Genomic DNA, 17,286 nt, shown 5'->3' with positions numbered 1-17,286 from the left:
GAGCGCAGCGAGTCGACATAACCGAGCTCAAGCGCCGGCCTGAGGTTGACCGAGGATGGCTCACAGCTTCTCCCCCAGGTACGCCTCCTGGACGGTGCGGTCGGCCATGACGACCTCCGGCGTGTCGCAGATGAGCAGGGCGCCGTGGTGCATGACGGCCACCCGGTCCGCCAGGTCGAGGACGACGTCCATGTGGTGCTCCACCATGAGGACGCTGCGCCGCTCGTCGCGGGTCAGCGTCTTGATCAGTGCGACCAGCCCCGGGACGTCCTCGGCGCTGACCCCGGCCATCGGCTCGTCCAGCAGCAGCACCTTCGGCTCGCCGGCGAGCAGCAGCGCGATCTCCAGCTTGCGCTTCTCGCCGTGGGCGAGGGTGCCGGCCAGGGTGCCGGCGCGGTGGTCGAGCCCGACCCGCCACAGCACCCGGTCGGCGCGCTCGGCGATGTCACGGTCGGCGCGCCCGAGCGGGAAGGGCCGGATCGAGCCGCCGCGGCGGGCCTGCACGGCGAGCCGCACGTTCTGCGCCACGGTCAGCGACCCGAACACCGACGACGACTGGAAGGTGCGGCCGAGGCCGCGGCGGGCCCGGCGGTGCGGCGAGAGCCGCGTGACGTCGTGCCCGGCGAGCATGATCGAGCCGTCCGTCGGGCGGCGCAGGCCGGAGATCAGGTTGAACAGCGAGGTCTTGCCCGCGCCGTTGGGGCCGATCACGGCAAGGAACTCGCCCTCGGCCAGGTCGATCGAGACGTGGTCGACGATCGCGACCTCGCCGATCTTCCAGGTCAGCCGCCTGGTCGACAGCAGGCCGGTGGCCGGGGCGTCAACCACCCCGGCCGCTGGCGCGGATGCTTTGGGGAACAACCCTCAGCCCTTCATCTGCACGACCGGCGGGGCCGCGTCGGCCGGGTCGATCGCCTTGACGAGCTCCGGCTTCAGGTCGGCGCCGGAGCCGGAGAACTTGCCCTGGAACATCGGCTGCAGCAGGGCGTGGTCCTCCTTGCGGACCGTCAGCTTGCCCTTGACGCCGTCGAAGCTCCAGCCCTCGAGCGCGGTGACCATCTTGTCGGCGTCGTCGCCGCCCTCGCCGGCCGCCCGCACGACCATCTGCGCGGCGGTGAAGCCGTCCGGGTGGAACAGGTCGACCTTGCCGCCCTCCACGCCCTTGCGCAGCGCGGTGGTGGCCTCGTTGTCGCTGGCGCCCTCGAAGTAGTGCGCGAGCAGCGACAGCTTGCTGCCGGCCGCGCCGAACGTGGCCCACGAGGCGCGCTGGTCGATGCCGGTGACGACCATGGTCGAGCCGAGCACGCCCTGCTGGTCGAGGGCCTGCCACATGGCGGGGGCGGTGGTGCCGGCCCACGCCACGAAGATCATGTCGGCCTTGGCGCCCTTCGCCTGGGCGGCGAAGCCGGTGAACTCGGTCGCGCTGGCCGGGACGAACAGGTTCTCGACCGTGGCGCCGGCGCCGCCGATGACGGCCTTGACCGCGTCGGCGTTCGACTTGCCGAAGGTGCCCTCCTGCGCGAACACGAGGACCTTTTTGCCGGTCGGCGCCGGCAGGTAGGACTTCGCCGCGAGGACGTCCTGGTACGACTGGCGGCCGGAGCGGAAGGTGTACTTGTTGACGCCGGTGACCGCGTCGGACGCGGCCGGGCCGGACACGAAGAGCACCTTGTTCTGCGCGGCGAGCGGCGCGACCTGGCCGGCGACGGCCGAGCTGGTGCTGCCGGCGATGATCTTGTATCCCTGGCCGATGAGGTCCTTGGCGGCGGAGACGGCCTTCGCCGGGTCACCCGCGTCGTCGACCTCCTTGACCTCGACCGGGCGGTTGCCGACCTTGCCGGTGCCCTTGGTCGCGAAGGCGAGCCCCGCCTTCCAGCCCTCGATGTACTGCTTGCCGTAGCCGGCGAGGGCGCCGGTCTGCGAGTAGACGAGACCGACCTTGATGGGAGTGCCGTCCTTGGCCGGCTCCTGCGCGGCTTCCTGGGGGCTGCTGCACGCCGCCGTGAACGTCGCCGCGATGCCCAACCCGAGCGCCGCGAACAGTACCCGCCGCGGCGCAGTCGTCTGCCGAATCACGCTTCCTCCGTGTGAACGCCTCGTTAAGGCCAGCGCCTGCTGGCGGTGTTCGCACACGCTAGGAGTGGCGCAGGGCACCGAGCTATGTGGGCGCACCACACAAGTCGGGCGGGTTGCCCGGTTCTGTGCCCTACGAGACGGCTACGAGGTCGAGGAACGCCCCGAACATCGACAGGAACACCGGGGAGTGTTCACCCTCAGCGATGAAGAGCATGTGGTCGGCGCCGGGGAGGACGGCGACGGCGTTGCGCCCGCGGTGCAGCCCCGGAAGGCGCTCGGCGAGCACGGCGACGCTGCGCTCGACGGGCACGAGCTCGTCGGCGGCGCCGAACAGGGCGAGGATCGGGCAGCGCAGGTGCGGGATGACGGCGGCGGGGTCGAAGCTCAGCGCCCGGGCGAAGAACGCGAGGGTCGCCACGGTGTCGTACGGCGCGGCGGCGACCACGTCGTGCCATTCGCGGCCGGCGTGCCGGTGCTGCGCATCGAGGACCTGGGCGGGCGGGTCGCCGACGGCGAGCCTGGCGGCGCGCTCGTCGACCCAGCGCATCGCCTCGTCGACGACGGCGGGCGGATGCCCGGCGCGGCGCAGCCCCCGCTCGATGCGGACCCGCTCCTGCTCGGCGATGCCGACCGCCGGCCCGGACACGGTGATCACGAAGTCGACATCCTGCGGCCGGCCGGTGGCGGCGAGCAGGGAGATCCAGCCGCCCTGGCTGTAGCCGACGAGGCCGACCCGCTCCACGCCGGTCTCGGCGCGCACGACGGCGACGGCGGCAAGGGCCTCGGCGGCCCGGTCGGCGAAGCTCTGCGCCCACCAGTCGCCCGGCTTGTCGTGCCGCAGCGTGGCCACCCCACGCCCGGCCAGCCAGCCGGGGATGCCGACCCAGTCGTGCCGCGTGGCGGGCCCGGATCCGTCGACCAGCACCAGACCGGCCCGGGGCGGGTCTGGAGGCACAGTGAGGATCGCTTGCAGGTCGCCGACCGTCAGATCCCGTTCAGGCATGAGGCCCTCCCCACGCTGAACATAACAGCGTGGGGAGGGCCATCGACGGAGACCTACGGCTTCTTGGTCACCGGCGTCGACTGGTACGACTTGAGCAGGTCCATCTTCGCCTGGTCGATCGTCTTCCAGTCGTCCTTCAGGACCCCGCCGGTGTCGCCGGAGTTGGGGTTCCAGGACCAGTACGTGTAGCTGAGCCCGTTCTCCTTCAGGTAGGAGATGAGATGCCGCTGCCAGATGCCCTCGAGGTCCTTGTTGCCCTGGGCGTCGGTCTCCGCGACGGAGCGGCCGCCGAACTCACCCATCAGGACCGGCGCCACGTTGTTCTTGACGAGGTAGCCGAACTGCTTGTCCCACAGCGCCGGCATGTTGGCCGGGAACGCCTTGTCGGTGAACCACTGCTGCGACCACACCTTGGGGCTGTAGTCGTGCGCGGAGTACACGAGCTTCGACTGGTCCTTGAGCCGGACCGGGTCCTTGGCCGCGCCCTGCAGGTTGCCGCCCCACCAGTACCCGTCGCCGTCGTAGGACTCGATGCCCTCCACGACGATCAGCCAGTCGGGGTTCTCGGCGAGGATGGCGTTGCCGGCCCGCTCGGCGGCGGCCCGCCAGTCGGTCTTCTCGCCGCCGGTGCCCCAGGTGGCCTCGCCGTGCGGCTCGTTGTGCAGGTCGGCGCCGACGACGAGCGGGTTGTCCCGGTAGTGCTTCGCGAGCATCTTCCAGTCGGAGATCCACCGCTCCTCGCTGACCTTGTCGGTGTACCAGAGGTTGCTCTGGCCCTGCGAGGTCGGCCGGTGCCGGTCGAGGATGACCATCATGCCGCGCTTGGTGATGCCCTCGACGACCTTGTCCATGATCTGCGGGCCGGTGAGGCCCTGCAGGTCCGGGTTGAGCTTGTAGTCCACGCCGTTGGGCTTCGACTTGTCGTCGAAGAGCTCGTTGCTGAAGGGCAGGCGCACCGAGTTGAAGCCCTGCACGGCCATCTGGTCGAGCATGTCGTCCAGGCCGCGGGACCACAGCCCGTGCGGGGCGAACGTGTTGGTCTCCAGACCGAACCAGTTGACGCCGGTGAAGGTGACCGTCTTACCGCCGGCGTCGACGATGCGGTTACCGGAGGTGTGCAACGGCAGCTGGAGTTGCCGGCCGGCCGCCTTGGCCGGACCGTGCTTCTCTTCGGAGTTGCGCATGACAAGACCACCGGTGGTGACAGCGGCGGCGGCGAGCACAAGCGTGGCGCTGAGCCACACAAGACGGGAACGCTTCAAGACCTGTCCTCACGTGCGACGACGTCGGGCAGGTCAAAACATTACGGAACCGGAAATTTCAGGTCAGCGTACAAATGTCCGAAATGATCCTGATGCAATTGTGCGAGACGCTCAGGGTGCAACTGTAGGAGCGTCCCAGTCCGCCGCTCGTACGACCGCCTCCAGCTTCGACCGGGCGCCCATCTTCGACAACAGATGCCGCACGTGGCTGCGGACGGTGGTGTAGCTGATGCTCAGCTCCCTGGCGATGTCACGGTTGTCCATGCCGGACGTCATCAGGGTGAGGATCTGCCGCTCCCGCGGGGTGAGGCTGTCCAGCCGCCGGGCGTGCTCCGCGGAGCGGTGCGAGCGCTCCCGCCGCCGCGCGAGGAGCTTCGCCAGCTGGCGGGCCGGCACGAGGATCTCCCCGTCGATCGCCCGGCGCACCGCGTCCGCGACGTCGGCCCCGCCGGCGCTCTTCACCAGGTAGCCGGCGGCGCCGGCCTCGAGCGCCGCGAGGATCACCTCGTCGCTGGTGTCGGCGCTGAGGAACACGATCGCGACGTCCGGCTGGTGCAGCCGCAGCGCGGCGACCGCCTCCGGGCCGGTGCCGTCGGGCAGCCAGTAGTCGCACAGCACCACGTCGACCCGCTCGACGTCGGCGAGGTGCTCGACCTCCCCGACGCCGCCGGCGATGGCGACGACGCGCAGCTCGTCGTGCTCGTTGAGCAGCGCGGCGAGGCCTTCGGCGACCACCTGGTGGTCCTCGACGATCAGCACTCGGTAGCGCATCAGGCGGCTCCTTTGGATTGCAGGTCGGCGCCGCGCGGCACCCAGAACGTGACGGTCGTGCCACTGCCGGCGCTGCCTCTGGGCACGCTGGCGATCCGGAACCACCCGCCGGCCAGCGCCGCCCGCTCCCGCATCAGCACCAGGCCGAGGTGTCCCGCGTCGGTCTCGAACTCCTCGGCGCCGACCCCGTCGTCGACGACCCGGATCAGATAGCCGCCGTCCTGCTCGCCCAGGATCACCGTGCACTCGTCGGCGTCGGCGTGCTTGTAGACGTTGGCGACGGCCTCCTGCAGCATCCTGAAGAGCAGCAGCCGGGTGGGCAGCGCCGGCTCGTCCTGCAGCCGGTTCTCCAGGTGTACGACCAGCGAGTGGTCCTCGGCGAGCCCGTCCAGCAGGTCCTTCGTCGCCGCGGCAAGCCCTTCACTGGTCAGCTTCGGCGGCCGGAAGTCGAAGATCAGCCGCCGCAGCCGTTCGGCGGCGAGGGCCAGGCTCTCCTCCAGCTTGCCGAGCAGCTCCAGGTTGCGGGGATCGCGCAGCCGGCGGCGCAGGTGCTGCAGCCGCAGCATCGCCGCGGTGATCACCTGCAGGCTGTCGTCGTGCACCCCGGCGGCGATGCGGGCCCGCTCCCGCTCCTGGTTGAGGATGACGTCGCCGAGCGCCTGCTCCTGCGCGGCGCCCTCCTGCTGCAGCCGGGTCACGCGGTGCTCGAGGCTGGACCGGGACAGGCCGCCGGCGCCCTGGTCGTCGACGGCGAGCACGACGAGCCCGCTCGGGTCGCCCGGCAGGGTCCCCAGCCGCACGTCGACCGGCACCTCGGCGCCGCCCGGCAGGCGGATCACCGAGGAGGTGTAGACGGGCTCGTCGGCGTTCACGTCGTCGAGCGCGCGTCGCGGGTCGCTGGCGAACAGCTCGCCGACCCGGCGGCCGACGAGGTCGGCGGTGGCCCGGTCGAAGAGCGACTCGGCGGCGCTGCTGGCAAGCCGGACCACCCCGGCGGCGTCGAGCACGACCAACGCCTCCGGGGCGGCCCGGAATGCCTGCCAGTACACCGGCGCTACTTCTCCAGATCCTTCGGCAGCACGTACGGCTTCGGCGTCGGGATGTCGACCGGTCCGCCGGAGGCGTCGACCTTGAAGTTGACGGTCGCGGTCGAGCCGCTGAGCTGCCCCCTCAGCTCGAAGATAACGCTGTTCTCCGTGTTGCCCGGGATGGTGTACTGCCCGACGGCGCGGGCGGCACCGGCCTTGTTGACCCGGAACGCGGACACGAGCTGGGGCGTCGCGCCCTTGGACGTCTTCACGTAGACGTGCACGGCCTCGTTCGGCGCGAACTGCGTGGCGTAGAAGTTGACGACCGTGCCCGGCAGGCCGCCGTAGGCGTTGGTCCGGGCCTGCGGCATGTAGGGCAGGATCGTGAACCCGGTGGACGCCGCCGCCCGGCTCTGCTCGCCGATGAAGACCAGCGACTGGGCACCCTTGAGCTGGTACGGCATGGTGAGCCCGGCGCCCTTGAAGCCTCCGGCGCCGTCGGTCGGCACCGCCATGACCGGCTGCCCGCCGGCGGAGTTCAGCCGCACCAGGACCCGCTCCCCCGGCGCGAACCCGGAGCCGGAGAAGGTGATCGACTGGGTCGCCTTCACCGCGTAGGGCGCGAGCTTGATCGACGGGTACAGCCGCAGCACCTGGAACGGCGCGCTCGCCGCCGCCCCACTGGTCTTGCCCACGACTACCAGACTGGTCGTCCCGACCGCCGTGACCCCGACTTTGATCGGCGTCTTACCCACCGAGCCATCCTCGTCGGCCTTGAGGGTGAGGGCGGGATCACCATTGATCCGTCCCCAGAAGACCTGCAGCTGCTCGCCCGGGGAGAAGCCCTTCACCGTCAGGTTGATGACGTCGCCGGGCTTGCCGACGATGGCGGACAGCGTCGCCTGCCCGGCGCCCTGGGCGACGGCCGCCTCGGCCTTGGCGACCTTGTCGCTGCCGCGCGCCTGCGCGGTCACCTCCATGACGGGCGTGGTCATCTTGGTGGGGAACGAGAAGTTCACCGTGAAGATGCCGTACTTGCCGGCCTTCGCGGTGCCGACCTGGACGGGCTTCGCGCCCTTGGCGTTCTTGGCGGAGCCCTTGGACGGCTGCGCCCCGGAGGAGGACGGCCCGAGGTACACGTCGACCATGGACCCCTGGTCGAAGCCGGACCCGCTGGCCGTGACCGAGCCGCCGAGCCGCACCAGGCCCGGGTTCAGCGTGACCATCGGATCGCCGCCACCGTGCACCATGACTCCGTTGAGGTCGACGGTCGGCGCCTTCGGCGCCTTGGTCACCGGCGCCGTCGGCGTCTCCTCGCCGCCGCCGCCGAACGACGGCAGCTTCGGCGTGTCGATACCCAGCGCCGGCAGCACCGAACGACCGACGCTGATCAGCAGGAACGCGGCGACCGCGGCGATCAGGAGCCGGCGGCCGGAGATCTTCGGCCGGGACACCCGCCGGCGGCGTTTCGCCGCTGCCGGACGGCGTTTCGCCGGTGCCAGCCGGCGCTTCACGGTTTGCATCGTCACTCCAGCTCGCTCATGAAGTTGCACCGATCTTGATGATCTGCAGTGAGACGTCGCCGCGGGTCGCCTGCCAGACGGGCTGCCCGTGTTGGTCGATCGCCTCGAGGATCCAGGTCTCGCCGCCGCGCTCGAGTGCGTCGCGCATCTTGTTCGACATCACGACGTAGTCGACGTTCTGCCAGCTTGAGGCGAAGACCTTGTCCCGCACGTCCGGGTCGGACGTGGCCTTGTAGTGCGGGTAGGCGTACTTGTACGGCGGGTCGTTGTCGTGCAGTGCGACCCAGATGTCGTCGTCGATGATGAGCTTCGCGTTCGGCGACACGTTCGTCTTGATCCACGCGACCTGCTGCTCCTGCAGGTAGGTCAGCGGCAGCCGGTAGGCGTCGCTGAACTCCAGCTGCCCCCTGGTGTTGTACTTGACGAGGAACCCACCCGGCATGACGAGCACCGGCACCAGCAGGCAGGCGACGAGCACCGCCGCGCCGGCCGGCTTCGTGCGCCGGGTCAGCCAGCCGAAGAACATCCCGAGGTTGAGCGCGAACAGCGGGACCATCGGCGCGATGTAGAAGTCGAGCAGGGCGCTGCGGGTCAGGTAGAAGCCGTAACCGGTGGCCATCAGCGCGCACGCCAGCATCGGCCCGCGCAGCCGTTTGTTGTTGCGGCCGGCGAAGAGGGCGAGCAGCGTCGCCGCGGTGCCGGCGATGAGCAGGTGACGGTCCTTGAACATCCAGCTGTCCTGCAGCAGGCTGGTGAACGACAGGCCGTTGCTGCTGTTCGAGTTGCGGTGCAGCTGCCACCACACGGTGTAGAGCAGCGACACGTGGTCGCCGGGGGTGGCCGCGGCGAGGTTGAAGTTGAACCCCTCCGGGAACAGCTCGTTCTTGATCTGCGCGTAGAGCAGGTAGCCGATGACCGGGGCGAGCGCGGCGAACCACCAGAACGACAGCCCGAAACGCCGGTTCGACTGCTCCTTCACCGTGCGGTGCAGCAGGTACGCGCAGCCCGGCAGGATGAACAGCGCGTTCTCCTTCGTGATGAGCGCGAGGCCGAAGCACGTCCCGGCGCCCATCACGGTGACGATCCGCCCGTCCTTGCGGGCCAGCAGGTACAGGCCCAGCAGGATCCACAGCATCATCAGGTTGTCCAGCAGCACCTGGCGCTGGTAGTACACGCCGAGCGGCGACACGTTGAACACGAACGCCGCGAGGAACCCGCCGGCCTTGCTGCCGGTGTAGCGCCGGATCGTCTCGTACAGCAGGAACACCGAGACCAGGTGGACGATCAGCATCAGGACGCGCCCGGTGTTGATCGCGTTGCCGAAGGCGCTGAAGCCGCCGGGCAGGATCGCGACCCAGCCCGCGATCGTGAGCCAGCCCATCGGCGCGTGGTCGTAGAAGTACGTGTAGGGCGACAGCTTGCCCATGTGGAGCACGGACCACGCCTGCTCCATGTAGATGCCTTCGTCGGTGAGGTACAGCGGGTAGCGGAACATGTTCCAGCCGTGCGTCACCAGGCCGATCGCCAGGCTGAGGATGATGAGCGGCCAGCCGCGCGTCTGCGGCGGCTTCTGCGGTGCCGCCGCCGGGCTCGCCGGCCGCTGCAGGGTGTCAGCCGACATTGGTCAGCTCCGCCGTCTCCGCCGCGGTGCGGTGCGCACCGACGTGGGCCGTCTTCTCCCAGTTGCGCTCGCCCTTGACCTGCCGCCACAGGGCGCGCGCCGCCGCGTAGGACAGCACCATCTGGTACGGGAACCAGGTGATCGCCATCTTCACCACCGTGCCGGGGGTCGCCTTCAGCCCGTGCGCGCCGGTGAACTCGTACAGGCCGACGACGCTCATCACGAAGTGCGCGCCGAGCAGGAGCACCGGCAGCCACGACATCATCGCCACCGGCACCGGCACGCTCAGCACGAACGCGCTGAGCAGCGCCACCGGCAGGTACACCCCGAGCATCGCCTGCACGTGCGGGAACGCCAGGGTGTACCAGGCCAGGAAGCGTTGCCGGCGGGTCGGCATGAGCTTCCAGGTGCCCTTGCCGAGGGTCTGCATGAAGCCTTGACACCACCGGGTTCGCTGCTTGATGAAGCTCTGCAGCGTCGGTGGCGTCTCCTCCTTCGTGACGTAGCGGTCGTCGTAGACGACCCGGACCTTCTCGCCCATGCTGGAGATGCGCAGGCCGATGTCGGCGTCCTCGGTCAGGTTCGACTCGTCCCAGCCGCCGAGCCGCTGGATCAGGTCCCGCTTGAAGAACACGGTGTTGCCGCCGAGCGGGATCGCGCCGTTCTTCGCGTGGTAGTGCAGCCGGCTGCGGAACCAGAAGAAGTACTCCAGCACGTTGAACGTCGAATACCAGTTGGAGTCGAAGTTCATCAGCTGCACGCCGGCCTGCACGCAGCCGACGTCCTCGCCCAACATGATGGTGTTGACGATGTCGAACAGCTGCGGCTGGACCTCGTCCTCGGCGTCGAAGATCGCCACGACGTCGTTGGTGGCGTACCGCAGCGCGGTGTTGAGCCCGTGCGGCTTGTTGATCGGCCCGTCATCGAACACCACCACCTCGACGTTCGTGCGGCCCATCGCGCGCAGCCGGTTCACCTGCGCCTGTGCCTGCTCGATCGTGCCGACGTCGTCGACGGAGCACACCACGAGGATCTGCACCAGGTGCGGCGGGTACTCAGCGGACGCGGCGCGGGCGATGGTGTGCTGGATGACCTCCTCTTCGTGCCGTGCCGGGAGGATGGCGGTGAAGGAGAGTGCGGGCGTAGCACGTTGATCGGGCACCCGCGCCCGGTCGCCCGCCTCGGGCTGGTCCCACGTGTAGATCATGAGGTACAACGCGTGCGCCGCCTGCACTGTCAGCACCAGCGAGATCAGGGTGAGAATGGTCAACACCAGCTGTTCCATCGGTGCGTTCACTCCAAATCCACTTCGAGCTGACGGCGAAGTTGACGGCGAACCCGGCCACGATGCCGATGAGGTTCGCGGGCAGGTAGTGCATCCCGAGCGCGACCAGCAGCTGGACCGCGACGACGTTGACCGGCAGTGCGGCGAGGCCGGCCAGGCTGAAGTAGGCGAACCGCTGCAGCGACAACCGGCGCCGGCGGAACGTCCAGAGCTCGTGCAGCACGTAGTTGGTGACCAGCGCGAGCTCGACCGAGGCGACGGTGGCGGGCAGCAGCGCCAGTCCGAGCACCCCGTGCAGCACGAGCAACGCGCCGTTGTTGACCACCACACCGCCGGCTCCCACCAGCGAAAACCGGCCCAGCCGGCGCAAGTTGGGCGTCACGGTGCAACGATGCTCGCCCCGGGCGCGCCTTACATCGGGCCACGGTCGGGGCGCGGCGGCGACCTTGGTCCTCCCCCATTCGGCGTACGCCGAACGGCACCGGGGACGTGGTGATTCACCGCCACACCGGGGTATAGCGCGCGGCGATGAGTATCAAGATCTTGATCGCCGACGACCACGCGATGGTCCGTGAGGGTCTGCGCGGTTTCCTGTCCCTCAGCGGCGACCTGGAGACCGTGGGGTTCGCCTCCGACGGCCGCGAAGCGGTGCGCCTGGCCCACGAGCTGCGCCCCGACCTCGTCCTCATGGACCTGCTCATGCCGGTCCTCGACGGTATCTCCGCGACCACCGTGATCCGCCGCGAGCTGCCCGGGGTCGAGGTCGTCGCCCTCAGCGGCTACCTGGAGCCGCAGCTCATCGCCGACGCCCTGCACGCCGGCGCGGTCGGGTACCTGCTGAAGGACACCTCCTCCGAGGAGCTGCACCGCGCGGTCCGCGCCGCCGCCGCGGGTCAGGTGCAGCTGTCGCCGGCGGTCGCGGCCCGGCTCGTCCGCGACGTGCACGTGCCGACGGCCCCGCCGCAGCTCACCCGCCGGGAGGAGGAGGTCCTGGTGCTGCTGGCCCGCGGCCGGGCGAACGGGCAGATCGCCCGGGAGCTGCACATCGCGCCGCAGACCGTGAAGACGCACGTGAGCAACATCCTGCAGAAGCTCAACGCCGAGAGCCGCACGCAGGCCGCCCTCTACGCGATGCGGGTCGGGCTCGTGCCGGTCCACGCGGCGGCCCCGAGTTGAGGCACCGTTGAGACACATAGCGGCGCTGCACGCCCTGCTGCGCGCCGGCGCCCCGGTCGACGAGGTGCTCCACTCGGTGTGCGACCGTGCCCGGCGCACCCTTCCGGCGGCAGCGGTCCTCGTCGTCGACGCCGCGGGCGCCGTACGGGTGAGCTCCGGCCCGCCGTCGCCGGACCTCGGTGCGATCGTCGCCGCCGGGATGCGGCACGGGCGGGCGGTGCTGCAAGGCGCCGTCAGCTGCGTGCCGATGCCCGGGCACGGCGGCGTCCCCGGCGTGCTCGTCGCCGTCGGCCGGCGGCGCCCTCCGCCACCGCGCCGCCTCGAAGCCTTCGCCGCGGTCGCCGCGCTCGCCATCGGTACCGGCGAGACGCAGGCGACCCGGGAGCGTGAACGCCTCGCGCGAGACCTGCACGACTCGGTGGTGCAGACCCTCTACGGCATCAGCCTCGGGGCCGGCACCGCCGCCGAGCTCGTCCACGGCGACCCCGCCAACGCCCGCGCCTCCCTCGACTGGATCCAGGAGACGGCCAGCGCCGGCCTCAGCGACCTGCGCGGCATCATCGTGCGGCTGCGGCCGGAGACCCTCGTCGGCGCGGGGCTCGCCGCGGCGCTGCGGCGCATCGTCGACGCGCTGCACTTCGCCCCCGGCACCGGCGCCGTCCCACCCGGGTGGGGCCTGCAGCTGGACGCCGAGCCGGCGGTCAGCCCGCAGGTGGAGGAGGCCCTGTACCGCATCGCCCTCGAAGCCCTCGGCAACGCCGCCCGGCACGCCGGTGCCTCGCAGGTCACCGTCCGGCTCGCCGGCGACGACACCCGCGTGGTCCTGGAGGTCGTCGACGACGGCGTCGGCTTCCATCCCTTCACCGCGGGATCGCCGGGCAGGCTCGGGCTGCGGTCCATGCGGGAACGGGCCGAGCTGGTCGGCGGCACCCTCGACGTGATGAGCGCGCCGGGCGCCGGCACCGTCGTCCGCGCGATCCTGCCCAGTTCCCCCGCCGTCCTCACAGGGTGAGGCACCGCCGCCGCCTCCGGCTGACCGTTGGTGCATGCGCGTGGTAGTTGATCTCACCAAGTGTCAGGGCTACGCCCAGTGCGCCTTCCTGGCGCCCACCTCGTTTCGGATGCAGGGCGACGAGGCCCTCATGTACGACCCTGCCCCCGCCGAGGACCAGCGCGAACGCGTCCAGCGGGCGGCGGCCGCGTGCCCCGTCCAGGCGATCCAGATCGACCGGCTCTCCGTGCATGACATGCCACCCGTCCACGTCGTGGACCGCCCGTCCCGCATCGTCGTCGTCGGCACGTCCCTCGCCGGGCTGCGCGCCGCCGAGGCGCTGCGCGAGGAGGGGTTCACCGGGTCCCTCACGCTCATCGACGGCGAGGCCGGCGAGCCGTACGACCGGCCGGCGCTGTCGAAGCAGGCCCTCAGCGGCCAGGTCGCGCCGGACGCGACCACCCTGCCGCACCGCGCCGACCTCGACGCCACCTGGCGGCTCGGCGTCAACGCGATCGGCCTCGACCTCGCCGGCCGCCGGATCCAGCTCGACGACGGCGCGTCGGTGCCGTTCGACCGGCTGCTGATCACCACCGGCGTCCGCGCCCGCCCGTGGCACGACCCGGTCGAGGCCGCCCTGGACGGCATGTTCGTGCTCCGCACCCGCGACGACGCGCTGCACCTCCACGAGCGGCTCGCCCTCCTCGCGCCGTACGGCGCCGCCGCCCGCCTCGGCGAGGCCCCGGGTCCGCTCGAGGCGCGCGACGCCGACCACACCCCGCGGGTCCTCGTCATCGGCGCGGGCTTCACCGGCTCGGAGATCGCCTCCACCTGCCGGTCGATGGGCCTGGACGTCACCGTCGCCGAGGCCGCCGCGACGCCCCTGGCCGGCGCGCTCGGCGGGGTCGTCGGCGCCGTCGCCGCCGACCTGCACCGCGAGCACGGCGTCGACCTGCGCTGCGGCGTCACCGTCGAGTCGATCGAGGGCGACGCCGACGGCCACGTGCGCCGGGCCCGCTTCTCCGACGGCACGACGGTCGACGTCGCGGTCGTCGTCGCCGCGCTCGGCGGGGTCCGCAACATCGAGTGGCTCCGCGACTCCGGCCTCGCAGTCGGCGAGTGGGGCGTCGCGTGCGACGCGGGCTGCCGCGCGTTCGACGCCAACGGCCTCGTCCTCGACGACATCTTCGTGGCCGGCGACGTCGCCCGCGCCCCGAACGCGATGTTCGGCTACCAGTTCCTGGCCCTGGAGCACTGGGCGAACGCCGTCTCCCAGGCCGAGGTCGCCGCCCACAACATGGTCAGCGACGAGTCCGACCGCTGGCCGCACCTGCACATGCCGTCCTTCTGGTCGCTGCAGTTCGGCGTCAACATCAAGGCCGTCGGCGTGCCCACCTTCTCCGACGAGGTCGTCATCACCCAGGGCTCGGTGGCGGAGCGCCGCTTCGCCGCGGCCTACGGGTACAAGGGACGCCTCACCGGCGCCGTCACCTTCAACCACGGCAAGTGGCTGCCCTTCTACGCGCGGCTGATCGAGCAGGCGGCGCCGTTCCCGCCGCACTTCACCACCGTCGACCAGCCCGAGTCGATGGTGCCCGTCCCCGCCGACGTCCCCGACTTCAAGTTCCTGGCCCGCGACGCGACCGTGGTGGTCACCGGCCACGACCCCAGCTCCCGATCCGCCTCTCTGAGGAGTGCCCGATGACCACTTCCGTCGGCTCCGCGTTCGGCGCGGTCCTGGACCCGGTGAACCGCCACAACCCCTACCCGCTGTACACCTCCCTGCGCCGCACCCCCGTCGGCCGCGAACCCGACGGCACCTGGCTGGTCACCACGTTCCGCGAGATCTCCGCCCTGCTGCACGACCCGCGGATCAGCTCCGCCGTCGACCCCGCCCGCGAGCCGGTCGGGCTGAAGCCGAGCTTCCTGCGGACCGACCCGCCCGAGCACGACCGCCTGCGCCGCCTCGCCACCCGGCAGTTCGGCCCGCCGCACCGCCCGACGTTCGTCGCGGACCTGCAGCAGTCCTTCGAGGGCATCGTCGACCGGCTCATCGCCGACCTGCCCGCCTCCACCGCGGACCTCGTCGACCAGTTCGCCTACCCGCTGCCGGTCCTCGTCATCTGCGAACTGCTCGGCGTGCCCCTCGCCGACGAGCCGCGCTTCAAGGCGTGGATCGACCGCGCGCTGTCCACCGAGAACCCGCGGGAGACGGACGCCTTCCGGGAGCTCGCGGACTACATCGGCGACCTCGTCGACGCCGACCCCGAGCCGGGCCTGCTGCGCTCCCTCGCCAACGACGACGGCCCCGACGGCCGGATGACCCGCGACGAGCTGGTCGGCACGGCGCTCCTGCTGCTCATCGCCGGCCACGAGACGACGGTCAACCTGATCGCCAACGCCTCGCTGATCCTGCTCCGCGAGCCCCGCTGGATCGACCGCCTCCTCGACGACCCGTCCTTCGCGATCCCGCTCGTGGAGGAGGTGCTGCGCTGGGACCCGCCGGTGCAGTTCCTCCCGTGGCGCACCGCCCTCGACGACATCCCCATCGGCGGCACCACCATCCCGCGGGGCGCCTCCGTCACGCTGCTCCTCGCCGCCGGCAACCGCGACCCCGCCCACGTCAGCGACCCCGACCGCTTCGACCCGGACCGCCGCCCCGTCCCGCACCTCGCCTTCGGCGACGGCATCCACTACTGCTTCGGCGCCCCGATGGCCCGCCTGGAGGCGCAGGTCGCCTTGCGCGCGCTGGCCCCGGTCCTGGCGCGGGCCCGCCTGCTGGAGGACCCGCCGGAGTACCGCCCGAGCCCCGTCCTGCGCGGCCCTCGCCACCTGCGCGTGGCCCTGGACTGACCTCTCCCCGCCGCACTCACCGTCACCGCAAGGCTCCTCCCCAGCCCACGACCCGGCGCAGAACCAGCCTCCACTCCAGCGCCGCAGCCCGCCACTCACGCCGGAGCCGCGGCCTACCGATCACCTGGCACGATGCGGCGCCCTCGACGCCGCTCGACTCCGGCGCCGCTCGGCCCCAGCGCCGCGGTCCACCGTCCACCCGGCGGGCCGCGGCGCCCTCGACGTCGCTCGTTCTCAGCGCCGCGGCCCGTCCGAACAGGCGGCCGGTCAGGCGGCCGGTTGGGGTTCCGCCGCGGAAGCAGGGGTTGCGGCCTGTAAGGGGCGGGGCGGGAGGGCCTTGGCCAGGAGGCCGTAGCCGGCGAGCAGGAGCAGCGGGCTGAGCACCGACAGCGGGCCGACGCCCACCGCGAGGAACGCCACCACCCCCAGCCCCGTCAGCACCGGCACCCACCAGCGGACCAGGCCGTCGGCGGCGGCGCCGATCGGGACCGCGATCAGGCCGAGCAGGCTCACCAGCATCGCCGGCATGGCCCAGCCGAACGCGAACAGCGCATACCCGCCGAAGGCCTCCGTCACCTTCGCCGCGAGCTCGGCCGGCACCGTCTGCCGGACCGCCAGGTCGCTGAAGTCGCCGACCATCAGCCCGCTGAAGTGCATCAGCGCGAACGCGGTGACCGCGGCCGCCGCGCTGGTGAAGCGCCGGCCCCGGCGCATCAGCAGCAGCATCCCCGGCACGAACAGCACCCACGCCCAGTGCAGGAGCAGCGCGCTCACCTGCGCCAGGCCCGGCTGCCGCACCGACTCCTCGATGTCCGGCGACAGCCCCGGCACGGTCAGCAGCCCCGCCCCGAACACGACCGGCGCGGCGACGAGCCCGAAGCGGCCCACCCGGTCCTTGAACGCGCCGAACGTCGCCGGCTCGTCCGCACCGGACGTGCCGGCCCTCTTGCCCATCTCCCACCCGGCGAACCCGTACGCCACCAGCATCACGACCGGCCCGGCGAGGTTCACCGGCAGCGGCGAGATCGCGAACTGCAGGTACAGCACCGAACCCAGCAGCGCGGCGGCCGCCGTCCACCAGGAGATGACCTTCGCGTAGGCGGCCGCGACCGGTGTCAGCAGCAGCGCCAGCGCCCAGCCGACCAGCCCCGGCGTCTGCCAGCCCCACACCGCCCACTGCATCGACTGGAACGCCTCGTCGGCGCGTTTGACGTCGGCGTCGGTCAGCGTCTGCTCCATGGCGAGGATCGCCAGGTCGTACGCCATCATCGCCGAGAACGTGACGAGCCCGAACACCGCGGCGCACCACGCGATCCGCGCGAGCACGGCGCCCCTGCGCCGGATCGGTGCGAGGAGCCCGAGGAACACCGGCACGAACAGCACCCACGCCCAGTGCAGCAGCACCGAGTGCCACTGGATGGCGTCGGGGTGCGCCCGGTAGATCCCGAAGCCCTGGTCCTCGCCGAGGGCGGGGTCGACCGCCGTGGCGACGCCGAGGAAAGCGGGCGCGAGGAAGAGCACAAGTCTGAAGAACAAAAGCCGCATATCGGTACCCCTGAGTCGGTCGAATTCACGTTGGACCAGCAAGGTACGTATGTGCCGGCTCGCAAGTCGCCACCATGGCGGGGGAATCGTTCTCCCCCTCGCGGGGGACCGCCGGTCATTCCTTGGACGGGCGATTCCGCGGCCGGGAAGCG

The 17,286-nt window shown here is 71.3% G+C and carries 15 protein-coding genes; 4 read left to right on the top strand and 11 right to left on the bottom strand.

Annotated elements, in window-relative coordinates:
* Nucleotides 1–60: 60 nt before the first annotated feature.
* From ACFY3L_RS13485 to ACFY3L_RS13440, 10 genes are all read right to left on the bottom strand, one after another.
* Entirely contained in the window at nt 61–804 is a 744-nt protein-coding gene (locus ACFY3L_RS13485) for an ABC transporter ATP-binding protein (RefSeq protein ID WP_389322634.1), read from the bottom strand.
* A gap of 60 nt (nt 805–864) precedes the next feature.
* Nucleotides 865–2,073, bottom strand: a complete 1,209-nt coding sequence (locus ACFY3L_RS13480) for a substrate-binding domain-containing protein (RefSeq protein ID WP_389322632.1) — start codon at nt 2,071–2,073, stop codon at nt 865–867.
* Between the two features lie 133 nt (nt 2,074–2,206).
* Nucleotides 2,207–3,079 (bottom strand): alpha/beta hydrolase family protein, encoded by an 873-nt coding sequence (locus ACFY3L_RS13475; protein ID WP_389322365.1) that lies wholly within the window; start codon nt 3,077–3,079, stop codon nt 2,207–2,209.
* Nucleotides 3,080–3,132: 53 nt separating this feature from the next.
* On the bottom strand, nt 3,133–4,341 hold the full coding sequence (locus ACFY3L_RS13470) for a glycoside hydrolase family 5 protein (RefSeq protein WP_389322363.1): 1,209 nt from the start codon (nt 4,339–4,341) through the stop codon (nt 3,133–3,135).
* A 111-nt stretch (nt 4,342–4,452) separates the two neighbouring features.
* The gene (locus tag ACFY3L_RS13465; RefSeq protein WP_344503523.1) at nt 4,453–5,112 is read right to left on the bottom strand and encodes a response regulator transcription factor; all 660 of its coding nucleotides are present in this window, start codon (nt 5,110–5,112) and stop codon (nt 4,453–4,455) included.
* A complete protein-coding gene (locus ACFY3L_RS13460; RefSeq protein ID WP_389322360.1) occupies nt 5,112–6,161 on the bottom strand; it encodes an ATP-binding protein in 1,050 nt (349 codons plus the stop codon). Before ACFY3L_RS13460 ends, ACFY3L_RS13465 begins: the two co-directional genes overlap by 1 nt.
* A 5-nt stretch (nt 6,162–6,166) precedes the next feature.
* Entirely contained in the window at nt 6,167–7,654 is a 1,488-nt protein-coding gene (locus tag ACFY3L_RS13455; protein ID WP_389322358.1) for a hypothetical protein, read from the bottom strand.
* A gap of 25 nt (nt 7,655–7,679) precedes the next feature.
* Nucleotides 7,680–9,284, bottom strand: a complete 1,605-nt coding sequence (locus ACFY3L_RS13450; protein WP_389322356.1) for an ArnT family glycosyltransferase — start codon at nt 9,282–9,284, stop codon at nt 7,680–7,682.
* A complete protein-coding gene (locus ACFY3L_RS13445; protein WP_389322630.1) occupies nt 9,274–10,446 on the bottom strand; it encodes a glycosyltransferase in 1,173 nt (390 codons plus the stop codon). The genes ACFY3L_RS13450 and ACFY3L_RS13445 overlap by 11 nt, the downstream gene beginning before the upstream one ends.
* Nucleotides 10,340–10,951 carry a GtrA family protein gene (locus ACFY3L_RS13440; protein WP_389322354.1) on the bottom strand — a complete coding sequence of 204 codons (612 nt, stop codon included), beginning with the start codon at nt 10,949–10,951 and terminating at the stop codon, nt 10,340–10,342. Before ACFY3L_RS13440 ends, ACFY3L_RS13445 begins: the two co-directional genes overlap by 107 nt.
* A 146-nt stretch (nt 10,952–11,097) precedes the next feature.
* Here ACFY3L_RS13440 and ACFY3L_RS13435 point away from each other — a divergent pair, with 146 nt between their 5' ends.
* The 4 genes from ACFY3L_RS13435 to ACFY3L_RS13420 are packed head-to-tail and all read left to right on the top strand — an operon-like array spanning nt 11,098 to nt 15,589.
* Nucleotides 11,098–11,745: a response regulator gene (locus ACFY3L_RS13435; RefSeq protein WP_389322352.1), complete on the top strand. Its 648-nt coding sequence runs from the start codon at nt 11,098–11,100 to the stop codon at nt 11,743–11,745.
* 7 nt (nt 11,746–11,752) lie between these two features.
* Nucleotides 11,753–12,757, top strand: coding sequence for a sensor histidine kinase (locus ACFY3L_RS13430; protein ID WP_389322350.1), 1,005 nt, complete (start codon nt 11,753–11,755; stop codon nt 12,755–12,757).
* Between the two features lie 34 nt (nt 12,758–12,791).
* A complete protein-coding gene (locus tag ACFY3L_RS13425) occupies nt 12,792–14,441 on the top strand; it encodes an FAD-dependent oxidoreductase (RefSeq protein WP_389322348.1) in 1,650 nt (549 codons plus the stop codon).
* Nucleotides 14,438–15,589 (top strand): cytochrome P450, encoded by a 1,152-nt coding sequence (locus ACFY3L_RS13420; protein WP_389322346.1) that lies wholly within the window; start codon nt 14,438–14,440, stop codon nt 15,587–15,589. Before ACFY3L_RS13425 ends, ACFY3L_RS13420 begins: the two co-directional genes overlap by 4 nt.
* 267 nt (nt 15,590–15,856) lie before the next feature.
* On the opposite strand, the gene ACFY3L_RS13415 is transcribed toward ACFY3L_RS13420, so the two are convergent.
* A complete protein-coding gene (locus ACFY3L_RS13415) occupies nt 15,857–17,134 on the bottom strand; it encodes a hypothetical protein (RefSeq protein ID WP_389322344.1) in 1,278 nt (425 codons plus the stop codon).
* Between the last annotated feature and the right edge of the window lie 152 nt (nt 17,135–17,286).

Origin of the sequence: Dactylosporangium sp. NPDC000521 (assembly GCF_042898305.1) — a bacterium.
Lineage (GTDB): Bacteria > Actinomycetota > Actinomycetes > Mycobacteriales > Micromonosporaceae > Dactylosporangium.
The sequence above is the reverse complement of the archived record's forward strand: the minus strand, read 5'-3'. Positions and strand labels throughout refer to the sequence as shown.

Bases quoted from the DNA above. Each gene is read 5' to 3' on its own strand.
- ACFY3L_RS13475 (WP_389322365.1), bottom strand. From the start codon at position 3,079: ATGCCTGAACGGGATCTGACGGTCGGCGACCTGCAAGCGATCCTCACT.
- ACFY3L_RS13465 (WP_344503523.1), bottom strand. From the start codon at position 5,112: ATGCGCTACCGAGTGCTGATCGTCGAGGACCACCAGGTGGTCGCCGAA.
- ACFY3L_RS13450 (WP_389322356.1), bottom strand. From the start codon at position 9,284: ATGTCGGCTGACACCCTGCAGCGGCCGGCGAGCCCGGCGGCGGCACCG.
- ACFY3L_RS13435 (WP_389322352.1), top strand. From the start codon at position 11,098: ATGAGTATCAAGATCTTGATCGCCGACGACCACGCGATGGTCCGTGAG.
- ACFY3L_RS13425 (WP_389322348.1), top strand. From the start codon at position 12,792: ATGCGCGTGGTAGTTGATCTCACCAAGTGTCAGGGCTACGCCCAGTGC.
- ACFY3L_RS13420 (WP_389322346.1), top strand. From the start codon at position 14,438: ATGACCACTTCCGTCGGCTCCGCGTTCGGCGCGGTCCTGGACCCGGTG.
- ACFY3L_RS13415 (WP_389322344.1), bottom strand. From the start codon at position 17,134: ATGCGGCTTTTGTTCTTCAGACTTGTGCTCTTCCTCGCGCCCGCTTTC.